An 18,342-nucleotide genomic window follows, 5' to 3' on the forward strand; every position below is an offset into this window, starting at 1 on the left:
CGTGGAAAATCTGAGCCGCCAATTTATCGGGTACGTGAACCAGGCGCTGGTGGATGTCGAGGACGGACATCTGGCCCAGGCCCTGCTCAGCGGTTTCAACAGTCAAACCGCCGCGCTGGACACGTACTGCGAGACCTATGTCGACATGACCTCCAGTAATTGGAGCGAGTCGTCACTGTGTACGTTCTTCTGTGGCTGGCGTAGCCCGGACGGCGCCGCCCATGCCGTATCGAGCATCATCGTGCGCATCCTCCAGGAGTCGGCATCGTTGACGGATGACGCCCGGTTGAAAATGCTCGAAGCGGCGGCCCATTGTGGGGAGATCATTGTCGAGGACATCGGGCTGGGTGAAATGCATGGGCATCCGCACCATTCCAAGCTGTATTACCGCATGGCTTCGGCCATCTGCGGCTCCGATGATTGGCGCCTGCAAGACAAATTCCTCAACCCGATTACCAAAGAGTTCTCCGGTTGGGTGGGGGAAAAACGCCCATTGGCGCCGCAACTCATCGAAGCGCTGGAAATGATGGCCATGACGGAGTTGTTCAATACCGGCGAATACAACCTGATGACCCCGCTATGGAAGCAGTGGTTGCGCGATGTACGGGGCTATAGCGCCGGTGAGGCCAGCCGCGTCGCAAGTTTTCTCAGCGTGCATTGCGGCAGCGTGGAAGCACGCCACTTCAAGCATGCCGCTGAGGCGTTGCGGCTGTATGCCAGCGCCACCGGGCAGGCCGTGGATTACGCGCGTATCGCACGGCTCTCCAGGGAGTACGTGGCCAGGGCCTGCGAACATCTGCAAAAGATGGCGTCGGTGCTCAAGTGCGAACAGCCCGCCTGGGATTGAGGCTGTCCGATAACCCTTGTTGTGCCGCTGATAAGGAGCCTGAACCCTATGATGGATACCGAAGCGCGCCGACGCCCTCTGTCGGCGCTGTTGGATAGCAACCGTTGCCTGCGTGTACTCGAAGCCCATAGCCCGATATCGGCGTTGCTCGCGCAGCGCGCCAGGCTGGAGATCAGCCCAGGGCATACGGTGGGGTACGACGCCATCTGGTCGAGTTCGCTGACCGACTCGACCCAGCGCGGGTTACCCGACATCGAAATCCTTTCGCCCAGTAACCGGTTGCCGGGGATTCGCGAAATATTCGATGTGTGCTCGCTGCCGCTGATATTCGATGCCGATACCGGCGGTAAGGCCGAACATTTCGCGATTCATATCAAGATGCTGGAGCGCGCAGGCGTCTCGGCGGTGGTGATCGAAGACAAATGCGGCCTGAAGAAGAATTCACTCTTGGGCATCGAGGTCGACCAGGCGCAGGAGTCCATCGAGGCCTTTTGCGCCAAGCTCCAGGCCGGGTGCACGAGTCGCACCGGCTCAGGGCTGATGATGATTGCCCGGTGTGAAAGCTTGATCCTGGATCGCGGCATGGAAGAGGCGATGGCGCGGTGCCTGGCGTATGTGGAGGCGGGGGCGGATGGCATCATGATCCACAGCCGCAAGCAGGATGGCCTGGAAATCCTGGAATTCGCCCGGCAGTTTCGCCTGCAGCGGCCCAGGGTACCGCTGATTTGCGTGCCGACCAGCTATGTTCACCTGAAGTTCGAGGTGCTGGAGCGAGCAGGTTTCAACGCGGTGATTTATGCCAATCACATGTTGCGCAGTGCCTACCTGGCCATGCGCGATACCGCCGTCGGAATCCTCGCCAATGGCAGGACGCTGGAACTGGAGCCACGTTGCCTGGGCATTGACGAGATACTCGACCTGGTGCCGGGCACGCGCTAGTGCCCTGCGCGAGTCTGTGGGCAAATGCTGTGCGGGCTTGCTCGCGAAAGCGGTGGGTCAGTCGCTGCATCTGTAACTGCACCGCCGCTATCGCAGGCAAGCCAGCTCCCACATGACCGGTGTACTCGATCCAATGTGGGAGCTGGCTTGCCTGCGATAACGGCCTACCTGTTGGTGCAAAACTCAGAGTGAAATCCCCATTTAAGGGCAAAAAAAGGCAGTTATTTATACTTATTGCACCATTTAATTTCACAAAAGCGACATTTTGCCCTGTCACGGTGCGAAACGAATTGATAAAGTCCGGCTCAATCTCCGTTTAACAACAATCAATTTGCCGAGACTGTTCATGACCGAATCCGTCGATTCCTTCCTTGCCCGCCTCAAGAAACGCGACCCGGACCAACCGGAATTCCACCAGGCTGTAGAAGAGGTTCTGCGCAGCCTGTGGCCCTTTCTTGAAGCCAACCCCCGTTATCTGACCTCGGGCATTCTGGAACGCATTTGCGAGCCGGAACGCGCGATCACGTTCCGGGTGTCGTGGGTGGATGACCATGGCAAGATCCAGGTCAATCGCGGTTTCCGTATTCAGATGAACAGCGCCATTGGGCCCTACAAAGGTGGCTTGCGCTTCCACCCTTCGGTCAACCTGGGTGTGCTGAAATTCCTCGCCTTCGAACAGACCTTCAAGAACTCCCTGACCTCGCTGCCCATGGGCGGCGGCAAAGGCGGCTCGGACTTCGACCCCAAGGGCAAGAGCGACGCCGAAGTGATGCGCTTCTGCCAGGCGTTCATGAGCGAGCTGTACCGCCATATCGGTGCGGACGTGGACGTACCGGCCGGTGATATCGGTGTGGGCGCACGGGAAATCGGCTTCCTGTTCGGCCAGTACAAACGCCTGAGTAACCAATTCACCTCAGTGCTGACCGGTAAGGGCATGACCTACGGCGGCAGCTTGATCCGTCCGGAAGCCACCGGTTTCGGCTGTGTGTATTTCGCCGAGGAAATGCTCAAACGCCAAGGTCAGCGCGTTGAAGGCAAGCGTGTGGCCGTGTCCGGCTCCGGTAACGTGGCGCAATACGCGGCGCGCAAGGTCATGGACCTGGGCGGCAAGGTGATTTCCCTGTCGGACTCCGAAGGCACTCTGTACGCCGAAAGTGGTTTGACCGAAGAACAATGGTCGGCGCTGCTGGAGCTGAAAAACGTACAGCGTGGGCGTATCAGTGAACTGGCCACACGTTTCGGCCTGGAGTTCCGCAAAGGCCAGGCGCCGTGGGAACTGGCCTGCGATATCGCGCTGCCTTGCGCCACCCAGAACGAACTCGATGCCGACGCTGCGCGCACCTTGCTGCGCAACGGCTGCCTCTGCGTGGCCGAAGGCGCGAACATGCCGACCACGTTGGAGGCTGTGGATATCTTCATCGACGCGGGCATCCTGTTTGCGCCGGGCAAGGCGTCCAACGCGGGGGGCGTTGCGGTGAGCGGCCTGGAAATGTCGCAAAACGCCATGCGCCTGCTGTGGACCGCCGGGGAAGTGGACAGCAAGCTGCACAACATCATGCAGTCGATCCACCATGCCTGCGTGCATTACGGTGAAGAAAACGGCCGTATCAACTACGTCAAGGGCGCGAACATCGCGGGCTTCGTGAAAGTGGCTGACGCGATGCTGGCCCAGGGTATCGTCTAGGCCTCGGCTTCGATGCGCAGCACTTCGATCAACTGATCGCCGACGGGGCGCTGCCACAGCACCTCGTCGCCCACCTGGGCGCCCAACAAGGCACGGCCCAGGGGCGAGCCCCAGTTGATCAAGCCTGCGTTGGCATCGGCCTGGTCTTCACCGACTAACTGGATGCGCTGCTGTTCGTCCTGCTCGTTGACGAACGTAACCCAACTGCCGATCTGTACCTTGTCGGTGGACGTGGCCGGCGCGACTACCTGAGCACTTTGCACCCGCTGGTTGAAGTAACGCAGGTCCCGCTCAAGGTCAGCCTGACGCTGTTTATCAGCCTGTTCGCCCTTGGCGGCTTCGTCGCTGTGCTCCCCTTGCAACTGTGCCACCCTGGCCTGCAACTGCGCCAACCCTTGCGCGGTCAGGCGGTTAGGTTGCGCGCTGACCTGACGCTCCACCGGCTGATCAGCCTGGGCCGCCGCGTTATCTTCATTTACAAAAGCTCGGCTCATGGCGTTCTCCTTCCTATGAAGGTTGGGCCACGTTCGCTGCCTGATCGTTCCCACCGGCGCTGATCGTTCCCACGCTCCGCGTGGGAATGCATCCTGTGACGCTCCGCGTCACGACCTCGCGAGCGGACGCGGAGCGTCCAGGGCGGCATTCCCACGCGGAGCGTGGGAACGATCAGCGTGAGCGATAGGCTTTGGCGGCGTCACGATCTTTTTCCTGCTGCCAATCGTGTTCGCGGTCGTCCCTGCGGTTTTCCTCGTAATCGCGCAGTTCCTGGCTCTCGCGCATGGCCTTGCACTGGCGAAAGCCATCTTCCCAGCCTTCGGCGTATGGCCGGTCTTTGAGGTAGCGCGGCACATTCTTGCGAAACGCCCCGGTAATCACCCCAGCGGCCTGGCGACCGCTGCTGCAACCGTCGTCGAAGCCATCGGCGAAGGCGGGTGGGTAACCTTTGGCCAGCAATTCCTGATGAGTTGACTGGCAACCCGACAACCCCACCACCGCGCACAGCATGACCGCATACCGCCACATGGCGTACTCCCTGGCCGGTTAACGGCTGATAAGGAGAGTCTAGAAGGGGATTTGTCAGCTGTATGTGAAAGGGGTGTCAGAGGGATGTGCCGGACTTAACTGTAGGAGCGAGCGCTTGAGTCAGTAGTGGTACCACTTCAGCTCAAGCATCACTTCATTGACTGGCGTGGACAGGTGGCTGTATTCACGCTGGGCGCTCAAGCGCAGGCCCAGGTTGCGCGACAGTTCCCACTGCTGGTTGAGGCTGATGCTGCGCCGCACTTCGCCATTGGTGAAGAAATCACCCTTGGCTTCCAGGCTCAGGTTGCCCAACGGGTTTTTCCACAGCACACCGGTGTTGAAGCCAGCGGCCGGGGAGATGGCTTCGCTGAAGTCGTTGTTGTGCTCCACGCGCACGGTGCCGAGGGCGAAGCCGAGCATGTCGTCGGAGAGTTGCCAGGTGCCGCCCGCGCCGCCGTTGACGTGGGCGACCAGGGTTTCGTCGTCGTGTTTGCCCGGTACGCGTTCCAGGCCGCCGGTGACTTGCCACGACCAGGGTTGCAGCAGCGCATTGCGCGGCGTCAGCGAGCGGATGGTGGCCAGGTCCAGTTGCTGGAGCTGCCAGTGATTGCCTTCGTACTGGCGCAGTTTCATTTGCAGGATTTCGATCTGCGCGCCCAGGGGGAAGCCTTCGGCGTTGTCGTTGAGGTCGTGGTAGGCCATGCGCAGGCCGTATTCGCCGAAGGCTTTGTCGCCGCGGGTGCCGATGCCGGCTTGCCAGGTGCGCGACTCGTGGCCGTTTTCCGGCAGGCCAGGCGGGGTGATCTTCAGGTCTGGCGCCGGGTTCTGGTTGATCGCGCGCAGCAGTTCGAAGCTGCGCTGGGAGCGTGTCGCGTCGCGCTCCAGGCCATTGGCGCGGTAGCGGCCCAGGCGGTAAGCGGCATCCACGATCAGTGCCTGGCGCTCGCGGGGCAGTGCTTTGAATGCAGGCTCTTGCAGTTGCTTCTGGTCATCGCTGACTTTCAATACCCACTGTTGCTCATCGCTATCGAGTGGCTTGGCGCGTTCCAGCAGTTCACGTTCACGGGAGGGGCGATAGTCGATCTTTTCCACCAGGCCTGCATCTTTTACCGCTTTGACGGTATCGGTAGGGATCGCGGTGAGTGGGAATTGCTCAGTCAAGCGCAGGCCAGGGCGGGCCACTTGCAGCAGTTCGAGCAGGCGGTAGGAGCAGTTTTCGTCGAAGAAGAAGTAATCGAACTGGATCTGCTTGAGCTCCCACACGTGCTCGACCATACGCTTGGTCTCGACCTCGGTGAGGTTCAGGCGGTATTCCCACAAATCGCGGTTTTCGAGACTGCGGTATTCGGAGAGTTTCTCCTGATAGGGCACCAGGGCGAACAGGCCCGGATAACCACCCATCAGGCCCTTCCAGGCATACAGGATGCTGTTGTCGGAGCCTTCGATATAGGCGCCGAAGTTGATCGCATAGCTGAGCAGCGCGGTGTTGTTGCTTTGCACGTCGGCCTGGTCGATGCGCAGCAGGGTGTGGCCGAACATCGACGACGGGCTGTTGAGGTAGGCCGCCGGGAAGATCATCACCGCACTATGGGGCGCGACATCCTTGAACCACTGGGTGAACTCTTTGCACTCCAGGGCGGGCAGGTCGTTCAGTTGCAACTGCGCCTTGAGCCAGCGTGTACGGGCGGGGTAAACGCACTGGGCGTGCTTTTCACCCAGGCTGGCCGGTGCATACAGCGCATCAACGGTGGCCTTGAGTTCGGCGTCCGGATGGTGTGCGCCATCGGGAGCGAGGAAGAATTTCTTGTCGCTGACGTAGCTGCGCCAGCCACTGACTTTGCCGGCTTCGTAGTGCCCCAGCGACAGCCAGAACGGATCATTGGCCAGTTGCTGCAAACGTTGATCGTCGAGGTGCGGTGCCGCATGCAGCGGGGCGCAGGCGAAGAGAGCCAGGCAAGCGAGGCGTTTGAGCATGGGGGCTACTTAAGTCGGACGGAAAAAAAGACCCAAGGTGGGCGGGTCGAAAAAATAAAACCCGCGCCTCGAAAGGCGCGGGCAGGTCGAGCTTAAGCCTGGGTTGCGTATTTCGCCAGACGGGCATCGCTTTTCAGTACAGCAATGGTGTTGTTGTGCACGTCGTCAGCGGTCACGTCAGCCTTGCTGAAGATCTGCTGGAAGTGCTCGTGGGTCACGGCCGCGAAGTGATCGCGATCTTCCGGCGCAACACCCAGTACCACCGCGTAGGTGGTCAGCGCTTCGCCGTTGCCTTTGGCCATGTCTTCGGACAGCTCGTTCATCATGCCATTCATGGCAATCCAGGACTTGCCGCCGTAGGTCAGGGCGCTGTTGGTGCTGCAACCGTTGGTGCCCGAGGTCATGCCGAAGGTGGCGTTACCCGAAGTACCGTTGGTGGTGGAGGCGAGGAAGTGGGCCGGAGTACCGCGCTGGCCTTCGAACAACATGTTGCCCCAACCGCAGTTCGGGCCACCTGGTGCTTCTGCCATTGCATTGAGGGAGACGACGGTGAAGAGAGTACCAAGAAGGATCCGTTTCATAGCTTTGTTCTCTTTGTGTGCAAACCAATGGACAAGGGTTCAGGTGCTCAACGCACCCTAGGGGCCAGTTATTAGTCCAACCCGCGCAGTTTGGAGTTTAGGCACGTTCCCAGGGTTCCGTGTTTTTTTATAAACATTCAGTGGCGGGCGATTTTTTTGCAGGACGCATGCGATGGCTATGCTTTCCCGAAAGCGCGCCTTGCCAGAGCGCTCAACCGGGAGCCAGAATGCCCCATCTGCCCCGCCTGATGTAAGGAAGCCCGATGCCTGATCCTGTTGCTGCCAGCTTGCGTCTAGCGCCCGAAGCGCTGACTCGCCCTTTCTCCGCTGAACAGTTCAGCTTCTCGACCACCAATGATTTGGAGCCCTTTCGCGGTGTGCTTGGCCAGGAACGTGCGGTTGAAGCCTTGCAGTTCGGCGTGGCCATGCCACGCCCCGGTTACAACGTGTTTGTCATGGGCGAGCCGGGCACCGGCCGCTTTTCGTTCGTCAAACGCTACCTCAAAGCCGAAGGCAAGCGCCTGCAAACCCCGGCGGACTGGGTTTATGTGAATAATTTCGATGAGCCCCGCGAGCCCCGCGCCCTGGAATTGCCAGGTGGCGCCGCCGCGGCGTTTATTGCCGATATCAACGGCCTGGTCGATAACCTGGTCGCCACCTTCCCGGCGGTGTTCGAGCACCCGACTTATCAACAGCGTAAAAGCGCCATCGACCGGGCGTTCAACCAGCGCTACGACAAAGCGCTGGACGTGATCGAGCGCCTGGCCCTGGAAAAAGACGTGGCGCTGTACCGCGACAGCTCCAATATCGCCTTTACGCCGATGCTCGACGGCAAGGCGCTGGACGAAGCCGAGTTTTCGCAACTGCCGGAAGCCGATCGCGAGCGCTTCCACACCGATATCTCCGAGCTGGAAGAACGCCTCAACGAAGAGCTGGCCAGCCTCCCGCAGTGGAAGCGTGAGTCCAACAACCAGCTGCGCCAGTTCAACGAAGAAACCATCACCCTGGCCCTGCAGCCTTTGCTGGCGCCGTTGTCGGAAAAATACGCAGAAAATGCGGGCGTCTGTGGCTACCTGCAGGCCATGCAGGTGTACCTGCTCAAAACCGTGGTGGAGCAATTGGTGGACGACGCCAAGACCGACGCCCAGGCGCGCAAGCTGCTCGAGGAGCAATACTGCCCGAGCCTGGTAGTGGGCCACTCGGTCAACGGTGGCGCGCCGGTGGTGTTTGAGCCGCACCCGACCTACGATAACCTGTTCGGCCGTATCGAATACAGCACCGACCAGGGCGCGCTCTACACCACCTATCGCCAGTTGCGTCCCGGCGCGTTGCACCGCGCCAACGGCGGTTTCCTGATCCTGGAAGCCGAAAAAATGCTCAGCGAGCCCTTTGTGTGGGATGCGCTCAAACGCTCTCTGCAATCGCGCAAGCTTAAGATGGAATCGCCCCTGGGCGAACTCGGCCGCCTGGCCACCGTGACCCTCAACCCGCAGATGATTCCCTTGCAGGTCAAGGTGATCATCATCGGCTCGCGCCAGTTGTATTACGCCTTGCAAGACGCCGACCCGGACTTCCAGGAGATGTTCCGCGTACTGGTGGACTTCGACGAAGACATCCCCATGGTCGACGAGAGCCTGGAGCAGTTCGCCCAGTTGCTCAAAACCCGTACTTCGGAAGAGGGCATGGCGCCGCTGACTTCGGACGCGGTGGCGCGCCTGGCGACCTACAGCGCACGCCTGGCCGAACATCAGGGGCGCTTGTCGGCGCGTATTGGCGATTTGTTCCAGTTGGTGAGCGAGGCGGATTTCATTCGCCACCTGGCGGGCGACGAGATGACCGATGCCGGGCATATCGAGCGCGCCCTCAAGGCCAAGGCCACGCGCACCGGCCGCGTGTCGGCGCGGATTCTCGACGACATGCTCGCTGGCGTCATCCTGATCGACACTGCCGGCGCCGCTGTGGGCAAGTGCAACGGCTTGACGGTGCTGGAGGTCGGCGACTCGGCATTCGGCGTGCCGGCGCGGATTTCTGCCACGGTATACCCGGGCGGCAGCGGTATTGTCGACATCGAACGCGAAGTTAACCTCGGCCAGCCGATTCACTCCAAGGGCGTGATGATCCTCACCGGTTACCTGGGCAGCCGTTATGCCCAGGAATTCCCGTTGGCCATCTCCGCCAGTATTGCCCTGGAGCAGTCCTACGGGTATGTGGACGGCGACAGTGCGTCCTTGGGCGAGGCATGCACCTTGATCTCGGCCTTGTCGAAGACGCCGCTCAAGCAATGTTTTGCGATCACCGGCTCGATCAACCAGTTTGGTGAAGTGCAGGCGGTGGGCGGGGTCAACGAGAAGATCGAAGGCTTCTTCCGTCTTTGCGAAGCCCGCGGGCTGACCGGTGAGCAGGGTGCGATCATCCCTCAGGCCAACGTGGCCACGCTGATGCTCGACGAGAAGGTGTTGCAGGCCGTGCGTGCCGGGCAATTCCACATCTATGCAGTGCGCCAAGCGGATGAGGCCTTGAGCCTGCTGGTGGGCGAGGATGCCGGTGAGCCGGACGCCGAGGGGCAGTTTCCGGAAGGCACCGTGAATGCGCGGGTGGTGGAGCGCTTGCGGGCGATTGCCGAGATGATCAGTGATGAGGATTTGAAGGAGGCGGAGAAGGAGCTGGCGCAGCAGGCGTTGGCAGAAGCCAAGCCAACCTGATTGCTGTCATCACTCGGTCAAGGTGGGAGCTGGCTTGCCTTAAGGCCAGTCAGTTAAGACTTTTTTGTAGGAGCGAGCTTGCTCGCGAAAAACTTTCAGGCGCCGCGTTCATTCAGCAAACACGCGTTATCGTTGCCGTTTTTCGCGAGCAAGCTCGCTCCTACAGAAGGCGATGACCGCTTAAGCCAGCTCCCACACTGGTCCGTGGTGTTTTTGGGAACGGTTAGCGTGCCACAAAATTGACTCCACCCTCAGGGACCAACGCCCGTTGGTCCCTACAACCTTGGTTTGTCGCGTTTTTATTCTATTCTCAGAGTCAGGGATATCCACAGGAGTCGCAGGATAGAAACAGCCTCGCCTTGCGCTGGGGCTGAACACCGATCTACCGAGGGGCGCCGCCATGTCGCGCAACCTTTGCCTTACCCGCCAGTGCCTGGGCCTGGTCACCCGTATCGAATGCTCCATTCGCCCTCTCGCCGGGGATAACGGGATGTGGACGCTATTGTTTGCCGCCGGCATGTCGGGCGAGCAGCCTTCCACTGTCAAATCCCAGGGCCCGTTCCATGGGCCCTTCGTGGCAGAACGCATGCTGGGCACCATCGTTGATAGCCTGACCTTGCACGGCTACGAGCAAATGGACGAGCCGCAGATATGGTGCCTGCACCTGCAGGCCCATCTGCGCCAACTCAATGGCGGCCAGGAGCGGCTGGCCCTCTGAGGATCGTTCCCACGCTCTGCGTGGTAACGCCGCCCCGGACGCACGGCGTCCACCCAGGGCTATTTGCTCTCAGGCTTGTCCAGCTTCACCTCAAAGCCGTACTGCACGGTGCTGAGGTCGGTGCGCTGGTAACTTTCCAGCGTGGTCGGCTGGCCGTAGAAGTAATGCACGTCAAACATCGCCGTGCCGTATTCCTCGGCGCGGTGGCTGACACCGAGAATCTCCTTGAGGTAATTGCCGCTGGCATCCTTGGCGTAGAAGCGCCAGCTGTCGGCGGGGAAGTCCTTCTGGTCGACGATCAGCGCGTTGTCCTTGAGCGACAGGCCCTTGGGCAGCTTGGCGGCGTCAATCGTGGCTTTCTCGATGGTGGCCAAAAACAACGGGACCGAGCCCACCACAAACGCCGGGGTTTCCGGGAACAGGTTGAGGTCGTAGGTGAGCGTGCCGCTGACTGCGTTCAGCTCGAAAGCCTCGGTCGGCAGCTCGATAGGCTCGCCGCGCTCGCCCTTGTCATCGGCGGTGAAAAAGGTGATAGGCGCGTCACTGTTGTTGCGCTCGGCACCGACCAGGTCGTCATTGAAGGTGAACGGGTGGTCGAACACGATTTTTGCGGCACTGGCGTCTTCGGTCGATTGGCTGATGGTGACGCTGTTTTTCAGCTGGTCCTCCGTCATCGAGGCATCCTTGAGCCAACTGGCGGCGCCGTCGTCATACACCGTGACCGGCATTGGCAGGGGCTGTACGGTGTTTTGCAGGCTGTTCCTGTCAAAGCGCATCACCGGCAGGTCCAGGTCTTTACGGGTGAGCGTGGCCTTGGAGAAATCCAGCACATTCACCTGCAGGTTATCGATCAGCCCGTTGAAATACACCTTGGCGTAATGGCTGGTCTGCTGGCGCTCGAAGGCTTTTTGCGCGTCGGTGAGCTGTTTATCGAAGGCATCGGACCACGCGGTTTGTTTCTGCATCTCGGCCAGTTGTTTCTCATAGAACGCCACTTGCGCGGCACTCTCGTTGATCGAGCCTGAGCGGGTCAGAAACTGCCCGGTGCTGTCCCGTGCCTGCACCAGCAGCGGGTTGGGTGACGCATCGCCCACTTCGGCGGCCAGGGGCTGGTTGTTGGTCAGTTCGATCTCGGCGTAGTTCTTTTCCAGCGTCAGCAGGTTGAGGGTGATGTTGCCGTCGGTGCGTTTATGGCCCACGTCTTGTTTGGTCAGGTCGAACGTCAGCACCTTGCCCGGGGTGATCACCTCCACCGCGCCCTTGAGGCTGATGGGTTGTGGCTGGCTCTTGTTTTCCGTCTCGATCCCTTCGATAAACGGGTAGGTCACCGTCAGGTCATCGGGGTTGGTCAGGTTGGAACTGCTGGGGCTCAGTTGGATGCCGGGGTCGGTTTCTGACCATTCCGGCTGGAAGGGAATGACTTTATTGTTGCTCAGGGTGACCGACTGCCATTCTAGGCCATGGGGGAAGGGGAACTGGTCCGGCGCGTTGAAGTTGAACGGGAAGACCGGCTGCAAATCCGTCAGGTAGTCGGAGTGCGAGGTTTTGCGCAGCACGAACAGGCCATTGATGTAGGTGTCCACCAGCGCTTGGGGCGTAGGGTAATGCTTGAGCAGGGCCAGGCTATCTTCGCCGTACTCGGCTTCGATGGGCTTGCTGGCGAGCTTGACGCGCGCACGCTCCAGCAACAGCAGCGAGCCGCCCAGGTCCGCAATGGCATCGCGCAGCTTGGGGTCCTGGATGGTGTCCAGGGACTGTTCGAACTTCGTGGTTTTCTCTTCGAGGGTCGCCTGCTTCTGCTCTTCTTTGGGGGAGCAGCCGCTGGCCATCAGCAACGCCGCGCACAGGCCGAGAGTGGCCAAAGGGGATCGCACATCCATCATCTGAGTTTTCCTGTCCGACATCATCGAGCCGAGTGAATGGCCTCGACACTAGCAGAAAAATTCTCTTACAGATGCCACTTGGGTCAGTTTTCTCGCGGTGACAGGGGCCGGGTGGCGGCTGGTATACTCGGCGCCATTTTTAGCCAAGCTGTGTGAGATTCAATGGAACGCTTTATCGAAAATACAATGTACGCCTCGCGTTGGCTGCTGGCGCCGATCTATCTGGGCCTGTCCCTGGGCTTGCTGGTCCTGGCGCTGAAATTCTTCCAGGAAATCATTCACGTGATTCCCAACATCTTCACCATGTTGGAAGCCGAAGTGATCCTGCTGCTGCTGTCGTTGATCGACATGGCCCTGGTCGGTGGCTTGCTGGTGATGGTGATGATTTCCGGCTACGAGAACTTCGTCTCGCAGCTGGATATCGACGAAAACAAGGAAAAGCTCAACTGGCTGGGTACCATGGACTCTTCGTCGCTGAAGATGAAAGTGGCGGCCTCCATCGTGGCGATTTCCTCCATCCACCTGCTGCGCATCTTCATGGACGCCAAGAACGTCGATCCACAGCACCTGATGTGGTACGTGATCATCCACATGACGTTCGTGGTCTCGGCGTTTGCCATGGGCTACCTGGACAAACTCACCAAGCATTGATACCCCGCGCTGGCCTTATTGCTCCACGAAGTAATAAGGCTGGCGGTTGACCGCCATTTGTTTGATCACCGTAACCTTCTCGTTCAGCCGGTCGGTGTGGTCTGTCAATGCAACGTTGCCGGGCTTGGCGCTGAGGAAGGCGCGCAGTTCGGCTTCGGTGTTCAGGATCGGCAAGTAGGCCTGCAGGTAGAACACGCTGGCGCCGTCGATGCGCTCGTTGGGTTGGTACATCGCTACCGTCCTGCCTTCGTCTTGCAGGGTCTGGATCTGGCTGATCACCGGTACGAATGAATGGCGTACATCGGCTTTGGGTGCAAACCAGAACGCCGCGCTCAGGTAGCAGGCGATCGCCAGGCTGAAAACCCCGCCGATGATCTGCCGGTGGTAGCGGTACAGCCCCGGCTTATGGTCTTTGGCCCACTCCAGCAGCACCCGCGCATATTCGGCGGCTAATACCGCGGCGGCTGGCGTCAGCGCCATCAAATACACAGTGCGTTTGCTGGAAGCCAGGGTCAGCAGGGTGAACTGCGCCACCAGCCACACGCTGAAAAACAACCGATAGCGATTGCGCACCAGACTTTTACGGAAGTGCCACAGGCCCAGGTACACCAGGATATTCCAGGGCAGAAAAGCCTCGGGCAGTTTGGCGAGGTAATAGTAAAACGGCTCGTAATGCCCGGCTTCTACGAACGAACCACTGAAGCGCCCGACGCTATTGGTCCATAACACTTCACCCACCGCCTGCATCCCGCCGCGCTGAAACAGAAAGCCCAGCCAGATCAGCAACGGCACCAACGCCAACAAGGTGAACAGCGCCGGCTTGAGCCAGTCGCCCAACCGCAGGCGTTTATCCATCAGGCTGGTGCTGAGCAAGTACACAAAGATCACGATGCCCGGCATCGCCAGGCCCAACACGCCCTTGCTCAACGTGGCGATGACCATCCCGGCGGTAAACAACGCCCAGGCCCAGGTACTCGAACCTTCACGCTCGGGCCGTACCGCCTGGTAAAATCCCAGCAGGGCCGCGGTGACACCGAGGCTGAGCAACGAATCCTCACCCACACCCCGCACATTGCCCCAGTAACTGGCCATGGTCGCCAGGACCAGCGCAGCGCTGAACGCCAGCGTCTGCGGCCGCCCAAACCGCCGCAGCATCCCGTACAACAGCATCACACTGAACAACCCGGCAAACGCCGACGCCAGGCGCACCGCCCCGGTGCTGGCGCCAAACAGGCGAATCGCCCCGGCGTCTAGCCACAGGCTCAGGGGCGGTTTTTCCAGGAAGGGTTCACGAAACAGGCGCGGCACCACCCAGTCATTGTCCAGGTGCATCGCCATGGCGATCCCGGACACCCGGGCTTCGGTAGAGCCTTGCAGCTCGTGGTTGCCGAGGGCGAAGAAGAACAACAGAGCAGCAAGCAAGAGCAGCAGGGGAGCGGGGCGCGTCATGGAGTCTGGCTACCGAGGCATGAGACCGATCGGGCGACCGGTCATGGGTAGTCAGGGAGTATACGAGCGCGATTCTTAACCTTTGGTGAACGGCCGTAGGGTTTTTCTCCGGCGCGTCAAGGCAGTTTCAAGCTGGGCACCGCCGCTTTGCCTTGTTCGGTCAACACCGGCTCCAATTGCTCCCAAGTGAAGGCCAAGTCGTTGTCGCAACCGTCACCATTGGCTGGTGTCGAGAGTTGCAGGCCCTGAGTGTTGAAGCTGAGGTGAAAGTTGGAGTAATCGGTGATCGCCGGGCAGCCCTCGTCGGCAGTGGTTTGCTTGGCCAGCCAAGCGCTGAAGGCGGCCGGCAGCTTCAAATGGCCGGAATAGGCGTCATGCCATTGCTGATGGCCGCCGAGCCAGGTCCATGGGTCCACACTCTCGCCGGTTTGCAGGTTCCAGGAGTGCAGGCCCCAACTGATGCCCATGGCGCCTTGGCCTGCGGCCCAGCGGTAGAACCGCACGGTGAGAAATTGCGATGACCAATAGGCAGGCTCGACCTCGATCTCACTGGTATAGACCGAGCCGTTTCGACCCAGGTATTCACGCCGCTCATAAAAATAGTCGGTTAGATCTTCGTCATTGACGGCCAACGCGGCGAGTTGCTGGTTGATCTTCTGCACCGCCGGGCCGTCACCTTCTAGCTTGAGCGTGACGCGGGGGCCTTGGGTCTTGAGCTGGTAGGTGTGGTTGTGGAAAGTCTTCTTCTCAGTCTTGATCGGCAGCGGCGCGGCTTCCATGGGCGCGTTATAGGCATCGCTACCGCAGCCGTCCGTGCCAATGCGGCGCAGGGCCAGTGGCAGCGGCGCACCGCCATCGGTTTTGCTCCAAGCACCAGAAAGAGTATCGCCCTGAGGTTTTTGCAGGGCCCAGAAACCGGTGTTTCCTTCCTCCGCCCAGGTGGCGTTGTCATTGGCCTGGGTCAGTTGAATCGGGGTACGGATGCGCTGGTAGTAATAACTGCCATGCTCCCCGTCGGCGCCGTTGAAACAGACGGTGATAGCGGATTTGCCCAAGGTGCCTTGCCAAACCCCGGCCAACTCGGCAGCGGTGGCGAGTGAAGGGATGACGGCGAGGGCGATGACGGCGAAGGGCTTGAGCACGGGTATCTGACTTCCGGTTGTCTGATAAAGGCCGTCAGGGTAATGGGAAGTGTGAGGGGATGCCAGCGGGCGAGATGCGCTGAGGCGTCTCGCCCGTTTGCGTGTTTTAGGGATGTGGCGTCTGGCTGGTGAATGGTTGGGTGTTCAAGACTCGTTCTACCAGTAGCTCACCCAGAACGATCAATTGTTGGGCGGCCAGCAACTTGTGGCGGTGCGCGCCTTCAAGTTCGAAAGCCAGGTCGGTGGTCATGGCGTTGAGGGAGGCGAGGGTTTCGCTGGCTTGGATTAGCAGGGTTTCGGGGTGGATGTTTTCGGCGAGGGTGAAGAGGGTGGTTGGGGGATTGGGGGTGTTTTTTTTCATGGCTCAAACTCCTTGATTGATGGAGTCGCCAGACATCGCTGCTAAACGAAAAGGGTGGCGACCGTACGCGGGTTAGCAGACCAGGAATCAAGGAACCCGGCGCACCCGAAAGTGCCCCACGCACAGCCGCCATAAAACGAACCAGCGGATGCTGAAAGCATCGCTCGAACGGATGGTGGCTTTGCAGGCCTTGATATTAACCGAGCTGCTAAACCCGGTCGCTGATTTTGCAGCGACGGGGGGAGGCTAGGCTTGTTGGTTGGGGGGCGCTAGTTCATCAATAGCGCGGCGTCTTGCAGGAAAATTCCGAGGCCCGGCCCTGTTGGCCTTCCCCCGTCTTCAGGCTCTGTTAAAAGCTCCAGTCCTCAGCCTGAACCAACTGGCAGAACGGCCCATTGAGCGTGGCATTGTGATGAGCCACGATAGCCTCGGCTTTCATCAAGGGCGTATCAGAACAGGTATGACCGTCGGCGATAAACACCGCATCAAAGCCAAGATCACGCGCGGCGCGGCAGGTGCTGTCGACGCAGTATTGCGTTTTCATCCCAGTGACTACCACGCCGGTAGCGCCGCTGGAGCGTAGATTGTCCGCCAGGTCAGTCATTGCAAAAGCGTTAGGCCGACGCTTTTCGAACACCACTTCCCCACCCAGCAACTTCAGTTCCTGTGCAATCAGCGTAAGCGGGCTGCCCAGCTCGATTGGCGAGCCAGCGGGGCCGATGTGGCGAGCGAGAAAAATCGGCGCGCCTGCGCTGCGGGCCTTGTCCATCAGGGTATTGAGGGTTTCTAACAGCTCGTCGCAGCGCCATGGTTTTTCCGGGCCGTGGATGAGTCCTACTTGGATATCCAGTATCAACAGGGCGTACATGGGTGCATCTCCTTGCGTGTGAACCAGCGACACAAGGCATAAAAAAAGGCCCTGTCCATCGCTGGCGGGCCTTTGAAGTGTTCGTTTGTTATTGGCTCACGACACCTCGCACGCTCCGCTTGAAGCGGTCGTGGTGGTGGTTGTCGGGGTGAGGCAATGGGTAGTCATGGGTTGACGCTAGCATTGTGGTTGATGGAACGCCAGGTACAAAAAAGACGTCTTTGGACTTCTTTTTTGTTGATGCCAGGGGAAGCCGAAAAGCTTTCTCATCTTATTAATTTATTTAAAGAATAAGAATCTTAAAAAATTGAGCCGGAATATTTTGTAAGAAGTTTCCTCATTTTTGGTAGGCTTTTGCCATCAGTCGAGAGGAAATGGAATGCCCGCAGTCATCGTGGAAAACGACACATCGCAGTGGCAAGACGAAACCGGTGCTGTCTATCACTTCCCCAAGCGGTACCAAGCCTGGCTTGCTGAAGGAACCGAAGTGATCTATTACAAAGGACGCATCCAGGACAAAACCTTTGCTTCTGCCCGCCTCAGCGCCGATCCACATTATTTTGGTATGGCACGCATCGGTAAGGTCTACGCAGACCTGAGGAGTGATAAGGGTGACCTATTTGCTTTGATCGAAAACTTCACTCCGTTTGAAAGCGCTATCCCCTCGAAAATTAACGGAGCGTACTTGGAGACGATCCCCGCTACTCGCGTGAACAACTATTGGCGTGACGGGGTTCGGTCCATTTCCCAACTGGATTACGATGCAATCCTAAGTCATGCGAAGCTCCTGTCTCCCCTGGCTGACCAGGTCGCGCCAAATTCCGAAGGTGATCCATTAACCTTTGAATCGGCCAATGAAGGCAGCAAATCAAGTTACTTTGGAACCCGTTACGAACGCCGGAAAGATCTGAGGATGAAGGCCATTGCTATCCACGGGCTTGACTGCAAGGCATGTGGCTTTGATTTTGAAAAGGCGTACGGCGAGCACGCGAAGGGCTTCATTCACGTTCACCATATAGTGCCGATTTCGGACTATGGTGGTGAGAAAGCCGTAAATCCTGAGACCGACCTCGTCACGTTGTGCGCCAACTGTCACGCCGTGGTCCATCGCAAGCGGGATATGACGCTGAGCGTTGATGAGCTGAAAGGCATGTTGCGCGGGCGATGGGTAATCGAGCCTTAGTTTTCTACTGTGTTCAGCCTACGGTTTTTTTGAGGCTGAACCCTGGGTAGTGACATCCTACCGGCGGGCCCATTAGCCATTACTGAACCCGGCAAGTTTGGCTCTCAAGGTATTGCGCGATCTCCTGATCGGTACAGTATAGGTAGCCGCTTTTTATCCCATTGGAAATGGGACTGGAGGAAGGAGGCGGATTTACTTCCTCCCGTATTTACTGGACTTCAGGCACGAAAAAGACGTCCATAGACATTTTTTTTCGTTCGTTTGGGCCGGGGTGATTTGAATCCGCTTAGTATGCTATTGATTTATAAGATTAATATCGATTTTTATTTTTGTTGGA

At 59.2% G+C, this 18,342-nt stretch carries 16 protein-coding genes; 7 read left to right on the forward strand and 9 right to left on the reverse strand.

Annotation, left to right across the window (positions count from 1 at the left end; translation table 11 throughout):
• The first annotated feature begins 1 nt into the window (after position 1).
• From HU730_RS25570 to gdhA, 3 genes are all read left to right on the forward strand, one after another.
• The gene (locus tag HU730_RS25570) at positions 2-847 is read left to right on the forward strand and encodes a hypothetical protein (protein ID WP_069556913.1); all 846 of its coding nucleotides are present in this window, start codon (positions 2-4) and stop codon (positions 845-847) included.
• Between the two features lie 48 nt (positions 848-895).
• Entirely contained in the window at positions 896-1,786 is an 891-nt protein-coding gene (gene aepX, locus HU730_RS25575; protein WP_034126960.1) for a phosphoenolpyruvate mutase, read from the forward strand.
• Positions 1,787-2,132: 346 nt separating this feature from the next.
• Positions 2,133-3,470 (forward strand): NADP-specific glutamate dehydrogenase, encoded by a 1,338-nt coding sequence (gdhA, locus tag HU730_RS25580; RefSeq protein ID WP_186527593.1) that lies wholly within the window; start codon positions 2,133-2,135, stop codon positions 3,468-3,470.
• Here the strand turns inward: gdhA and HU730_RS25585 are convergent.
• From HU730_RS25585 to HU730_RS25600, 4 genes are all read right to left on the reverse strand, one after another.
• The gene (locus HU730_RS25585; RefSeq protein ID WP_186527594.1) at positions 3,467-3,964 is read right to left on the reverse strand and encodes a GreA/GreB family elongation factor; all 498 of its coding nucleotides are present in this window, start codon (positions 3,962-3,964) and stop codon (positions 3,467-3,469) included. The genes gdhA and HU730_RS25585 overlap by 4 nt on opposite strands.
• A gap of 172 nt (positions 3,965-4,136) precedes the next feature.
• Positions 4,137-4,493 (reverse strand): hypothetical protein, encoded by a 357-nt coding sequence (locus HU730_RS25590; protein WP_047711822.1) that lies wholly within the window; start codon positions 4,491-4,493, stop codon positions 4,137-4,139.
• Between the two features lie 120 nt (positions 4,494-4,613).
• Complete coding sequence (locus HU730_RS25595) at positions 4,614-6,467, reverse strand: DUF4105 domain-containing protein (RefSeq protein ID WP_186527595.1); 1,854 nt, start codon at positions 6,465-6,467, stop codon at positions 4,614-4,616.
• Between the two features lie 92 nt (positions 6,468-6,559).
• Positions 6,560-7,048: a DUF3015 domain-containing protein gene (locus HU730_RS25600; protein ID WP_003194274.1), complete on the reverse strand. Its 489-nt coding sequence runs from the start codon at positions 7,046-7,048 to the stop codon at positions 6,560-6,562.
• Between the two features lie 263 nt (positions 7,049-7,311).
• Between HU730_RS25600 and HU730_RS25605 the strand changes: the two genes are divergently transcribed.
• Together HU730_RS25605 and HU730_RS25610 are read left to right on the forward strand one after the other, a co-directional pair.
• Positions 7,312-9,750, forward strand: a complete 2,439-nt coding sequence (locus HU730_RS25605; RefSeq protein ID WP_034126964.1) for an ATP-binding protein — start codon at positions 7,312-7,314, stop codon at positions 9,748-9,750.
• Between the two features lie 400 nt (positions 9,751-10,150).
• Entirely contained in the window at positions 10,151-10,468 is a 318-nt protein-coding gene (locus tag HU730_RS25610) for a hypothetical protein (protein ID WP_003194269.1), read from the forward strand.
• A gap of 59 nt (positions 10,469-10,527) precedes the next feature.
• Here HU730_RS25610 and HU730_RS25615 read toward each other — a convergent pair whose 3' ends face one another.
• The gene (locus tag HU730_RS25615; RefSeq protein ID WP_186527596.1) at positions 10,528-12,351 is read right to left on the reverse strand and encodes a hypothetical protein; all 1,824 of its coding nucleotides are present in this window, start codon (positions 12,349-12,351) and stop codon (positions 10,528-10,530) included.
• Between the two features lie 162 nt (positions 12,352-12,513).
• On the opposite strand from HU730_RS25615, the gene HU730_RS25620 reads away from it, so the two are divergent.
• Positions 12,514-13,002, forward strand: a complete 489-nt coding sequence (locus HU730_RS25620; protein WP_014719996.1) for a TIGR00645 family protein — start codon at positions 12,514-12,516, stop codon at positions 13,000-13,002.
• A gap of 15 nt (positions 13,003-13,017) precedes the next feature.
• Here the strand turns inward: HU730_RS25620 and HU730_RS25625 are convergent, their stop codons facing one another.
• From HU730_RS25625 to HU730_RS25640, 4 genes are all read right to left on the reverse strand, one after another.
• The gene (locus HU730_RS25625) at positions 13,018-14,451 is read right to left on the reverse strand and encodes a glycosyltransferase family 39 protein (protein ID WP_186527597.1); all 1,434 of its coding nucleotides are present in this window, start codon (positions 14,449-14,451) and stop codon (positions 13,018-13,020) included.
• A 116-nt stretch (positions 14,452-14,567) separates the two neighbouring features.
• Positions 14,568-15,593: a hypothetical protein gene (locus HU730_RS25630; RefSeq protein WP_186527598.1), complete on the reverse strand. Its 1,026-nt coding sequence runs from the start codon at positions 15,591-15,593 to the stop codon at positions 14,568-14,570.
• Between the two features lie 106 nt (positions 15,594-15,699).
• Positions 15,700-15,954 carry a DUF6124 family protein gene (locus HU730_RS25635; RefSeq protein ID WP_186527599.1) on the reverse strand — a complete coding sequence of 85 codons (255 nt, stop codon included), beginning with the start codon at positions 15,952-15,954 and terminating at the stop codon, positions 15,700-15,702.
• 349 nt (positions 15,955-16,303) lie between these two features.
• Positions 16,304-16,822, reverse strand: coding sequence for a cysteine hydrolase family protein (locus HU730_RS25640; protein WP_186527600.1), 519 nt, complete (start codon positions 16,820-16,822; stop codon positions 16,304-16,306).
• A gap of 379 nt (positions 16,823-17,201) precedes the next feature.
• Between HU730_RS25640 and HU730_RS25645 the strand changes: the two genes are divergently transcribed.
• Positions 17,202-18,005, forward strand: coding sequence for an HNH endonuclease (locus HU730_RS25645; protein WP_186527601.1), 804 nt, complete (start codon positions 17,202-17,204; stop codon positions 18,003-18,005).
• The last annotated feature ends 337 nt before the right edge of the window (positions 18,006-18,342 follow it).

Source organism: Pseudomonas sp. SWRI22 (genome assembly GCF_014268395.2).
GTDB lineage: Bacteria > Pseudomonadota > Gammaproteobacteria > Pseudomonadales > Pseudomonadaceae > Aquipseudomonas > Aquipseudomonas paracarnis.

Bases quoted from the DNA above. Each gene is read 5' to 3' on its own strand.
- aepX (WP_034126960.1), top strand. From the start codon at position 896: ATGATGGATACCGAAGCGCGCCGACGCCCTCTGTCGGCGCTGTTGGAT.
- gdhA (WP_186527593.1), top strand. From the start codon at position 2,133: ATGACCGAATCCGTCGATTCCTTCCTTGCCCGCCTCAAGAAACGCGAC.
- HU730_RS25585 (WP_186527594.1), bottom strand. From the start codon at position 3,964: ATGAGCCGAGCTTTTGTAAATGAAGATAACGCGGCGGCCCAGGCTGAT.
- HU730_RS25590 (WP_047711822.1), bottom strand. From the start codon at position 4,493: ATGTGGCGGTATGCGGTCATGCTGTGCGCGGTGGTGGGGTTGTCGGGT.
- HU730_RS25595 (WP_186527595.1), bottom strand. From the start codon at position 6,467: ATGCTCAAACGCCTCGCTTGCCTGGCTCTCTTCGCCTGCGCCCCGCTG.
- HU730_RS25600 (WP_003194274.1), bottom strand. From the start codon at position 7,048: ATGAAACGGATCCTTCTTGGTACTCTCTTCACCGTCGTCTCCCTCAAT.
- HU730_RS25605 (WP_034126964.1), top strand. From the start codon at position 7,312: ATGCCTGATCCTGTTGCTGCCAGCTTGCGTCTAGCGCCCGAAGCGCTG.
- HU730_RS25610 (WP_003194269.1), top strand. From the start codon at position 10,151: ATGTCGCGCAACCTTTGCCTTACCCGCCAGTGCCTGGGCCTGGTCACC.
- HU730_RS25615 (WP_186527596.1), bottom strand. From the start codon at position 12,351: ATGATGGATGTGCGATCCCCTTTGGCCACTCTCGGCCTGTGCGCGGCG.
- HU730_RS25620 (WP_014719996.1), top strand. From the start codon at position 12,514: ATGGAACGCTTTATCGAAAATACAATGTACGCCTCGCGTTGGCTGCTG.
- HU730_RS25625 (WP_186527597.1), bottom strand. From the start codon at position 14,451: ATGACGCGCCCCGCTCCCCTGCTGCTCTTGCTTGCTGCTCTGTTGTTC.
- HU730_RS25635 (WP_186527599.1), bottom strand. From the start codon at position 15,954: ATGAAAAAAAACACCCCCAATCCCCCAACCACCCTCTTCACCCTCGCC.
- HU730_RS25640 (WP_186527600.1), bottom strand. From the start codon at position 16,822: ATGTACGCCCTGTTGATACTGGATATCCAAGTAGGACTCATCCACGGC.
- HU730_RS25645 (WP_186527601.1), top strand. From the start codon at position 17,202: ATGCCCGCAGTCATCGTGGAAAACGACACATCGCAGTGGCAAGACGAA.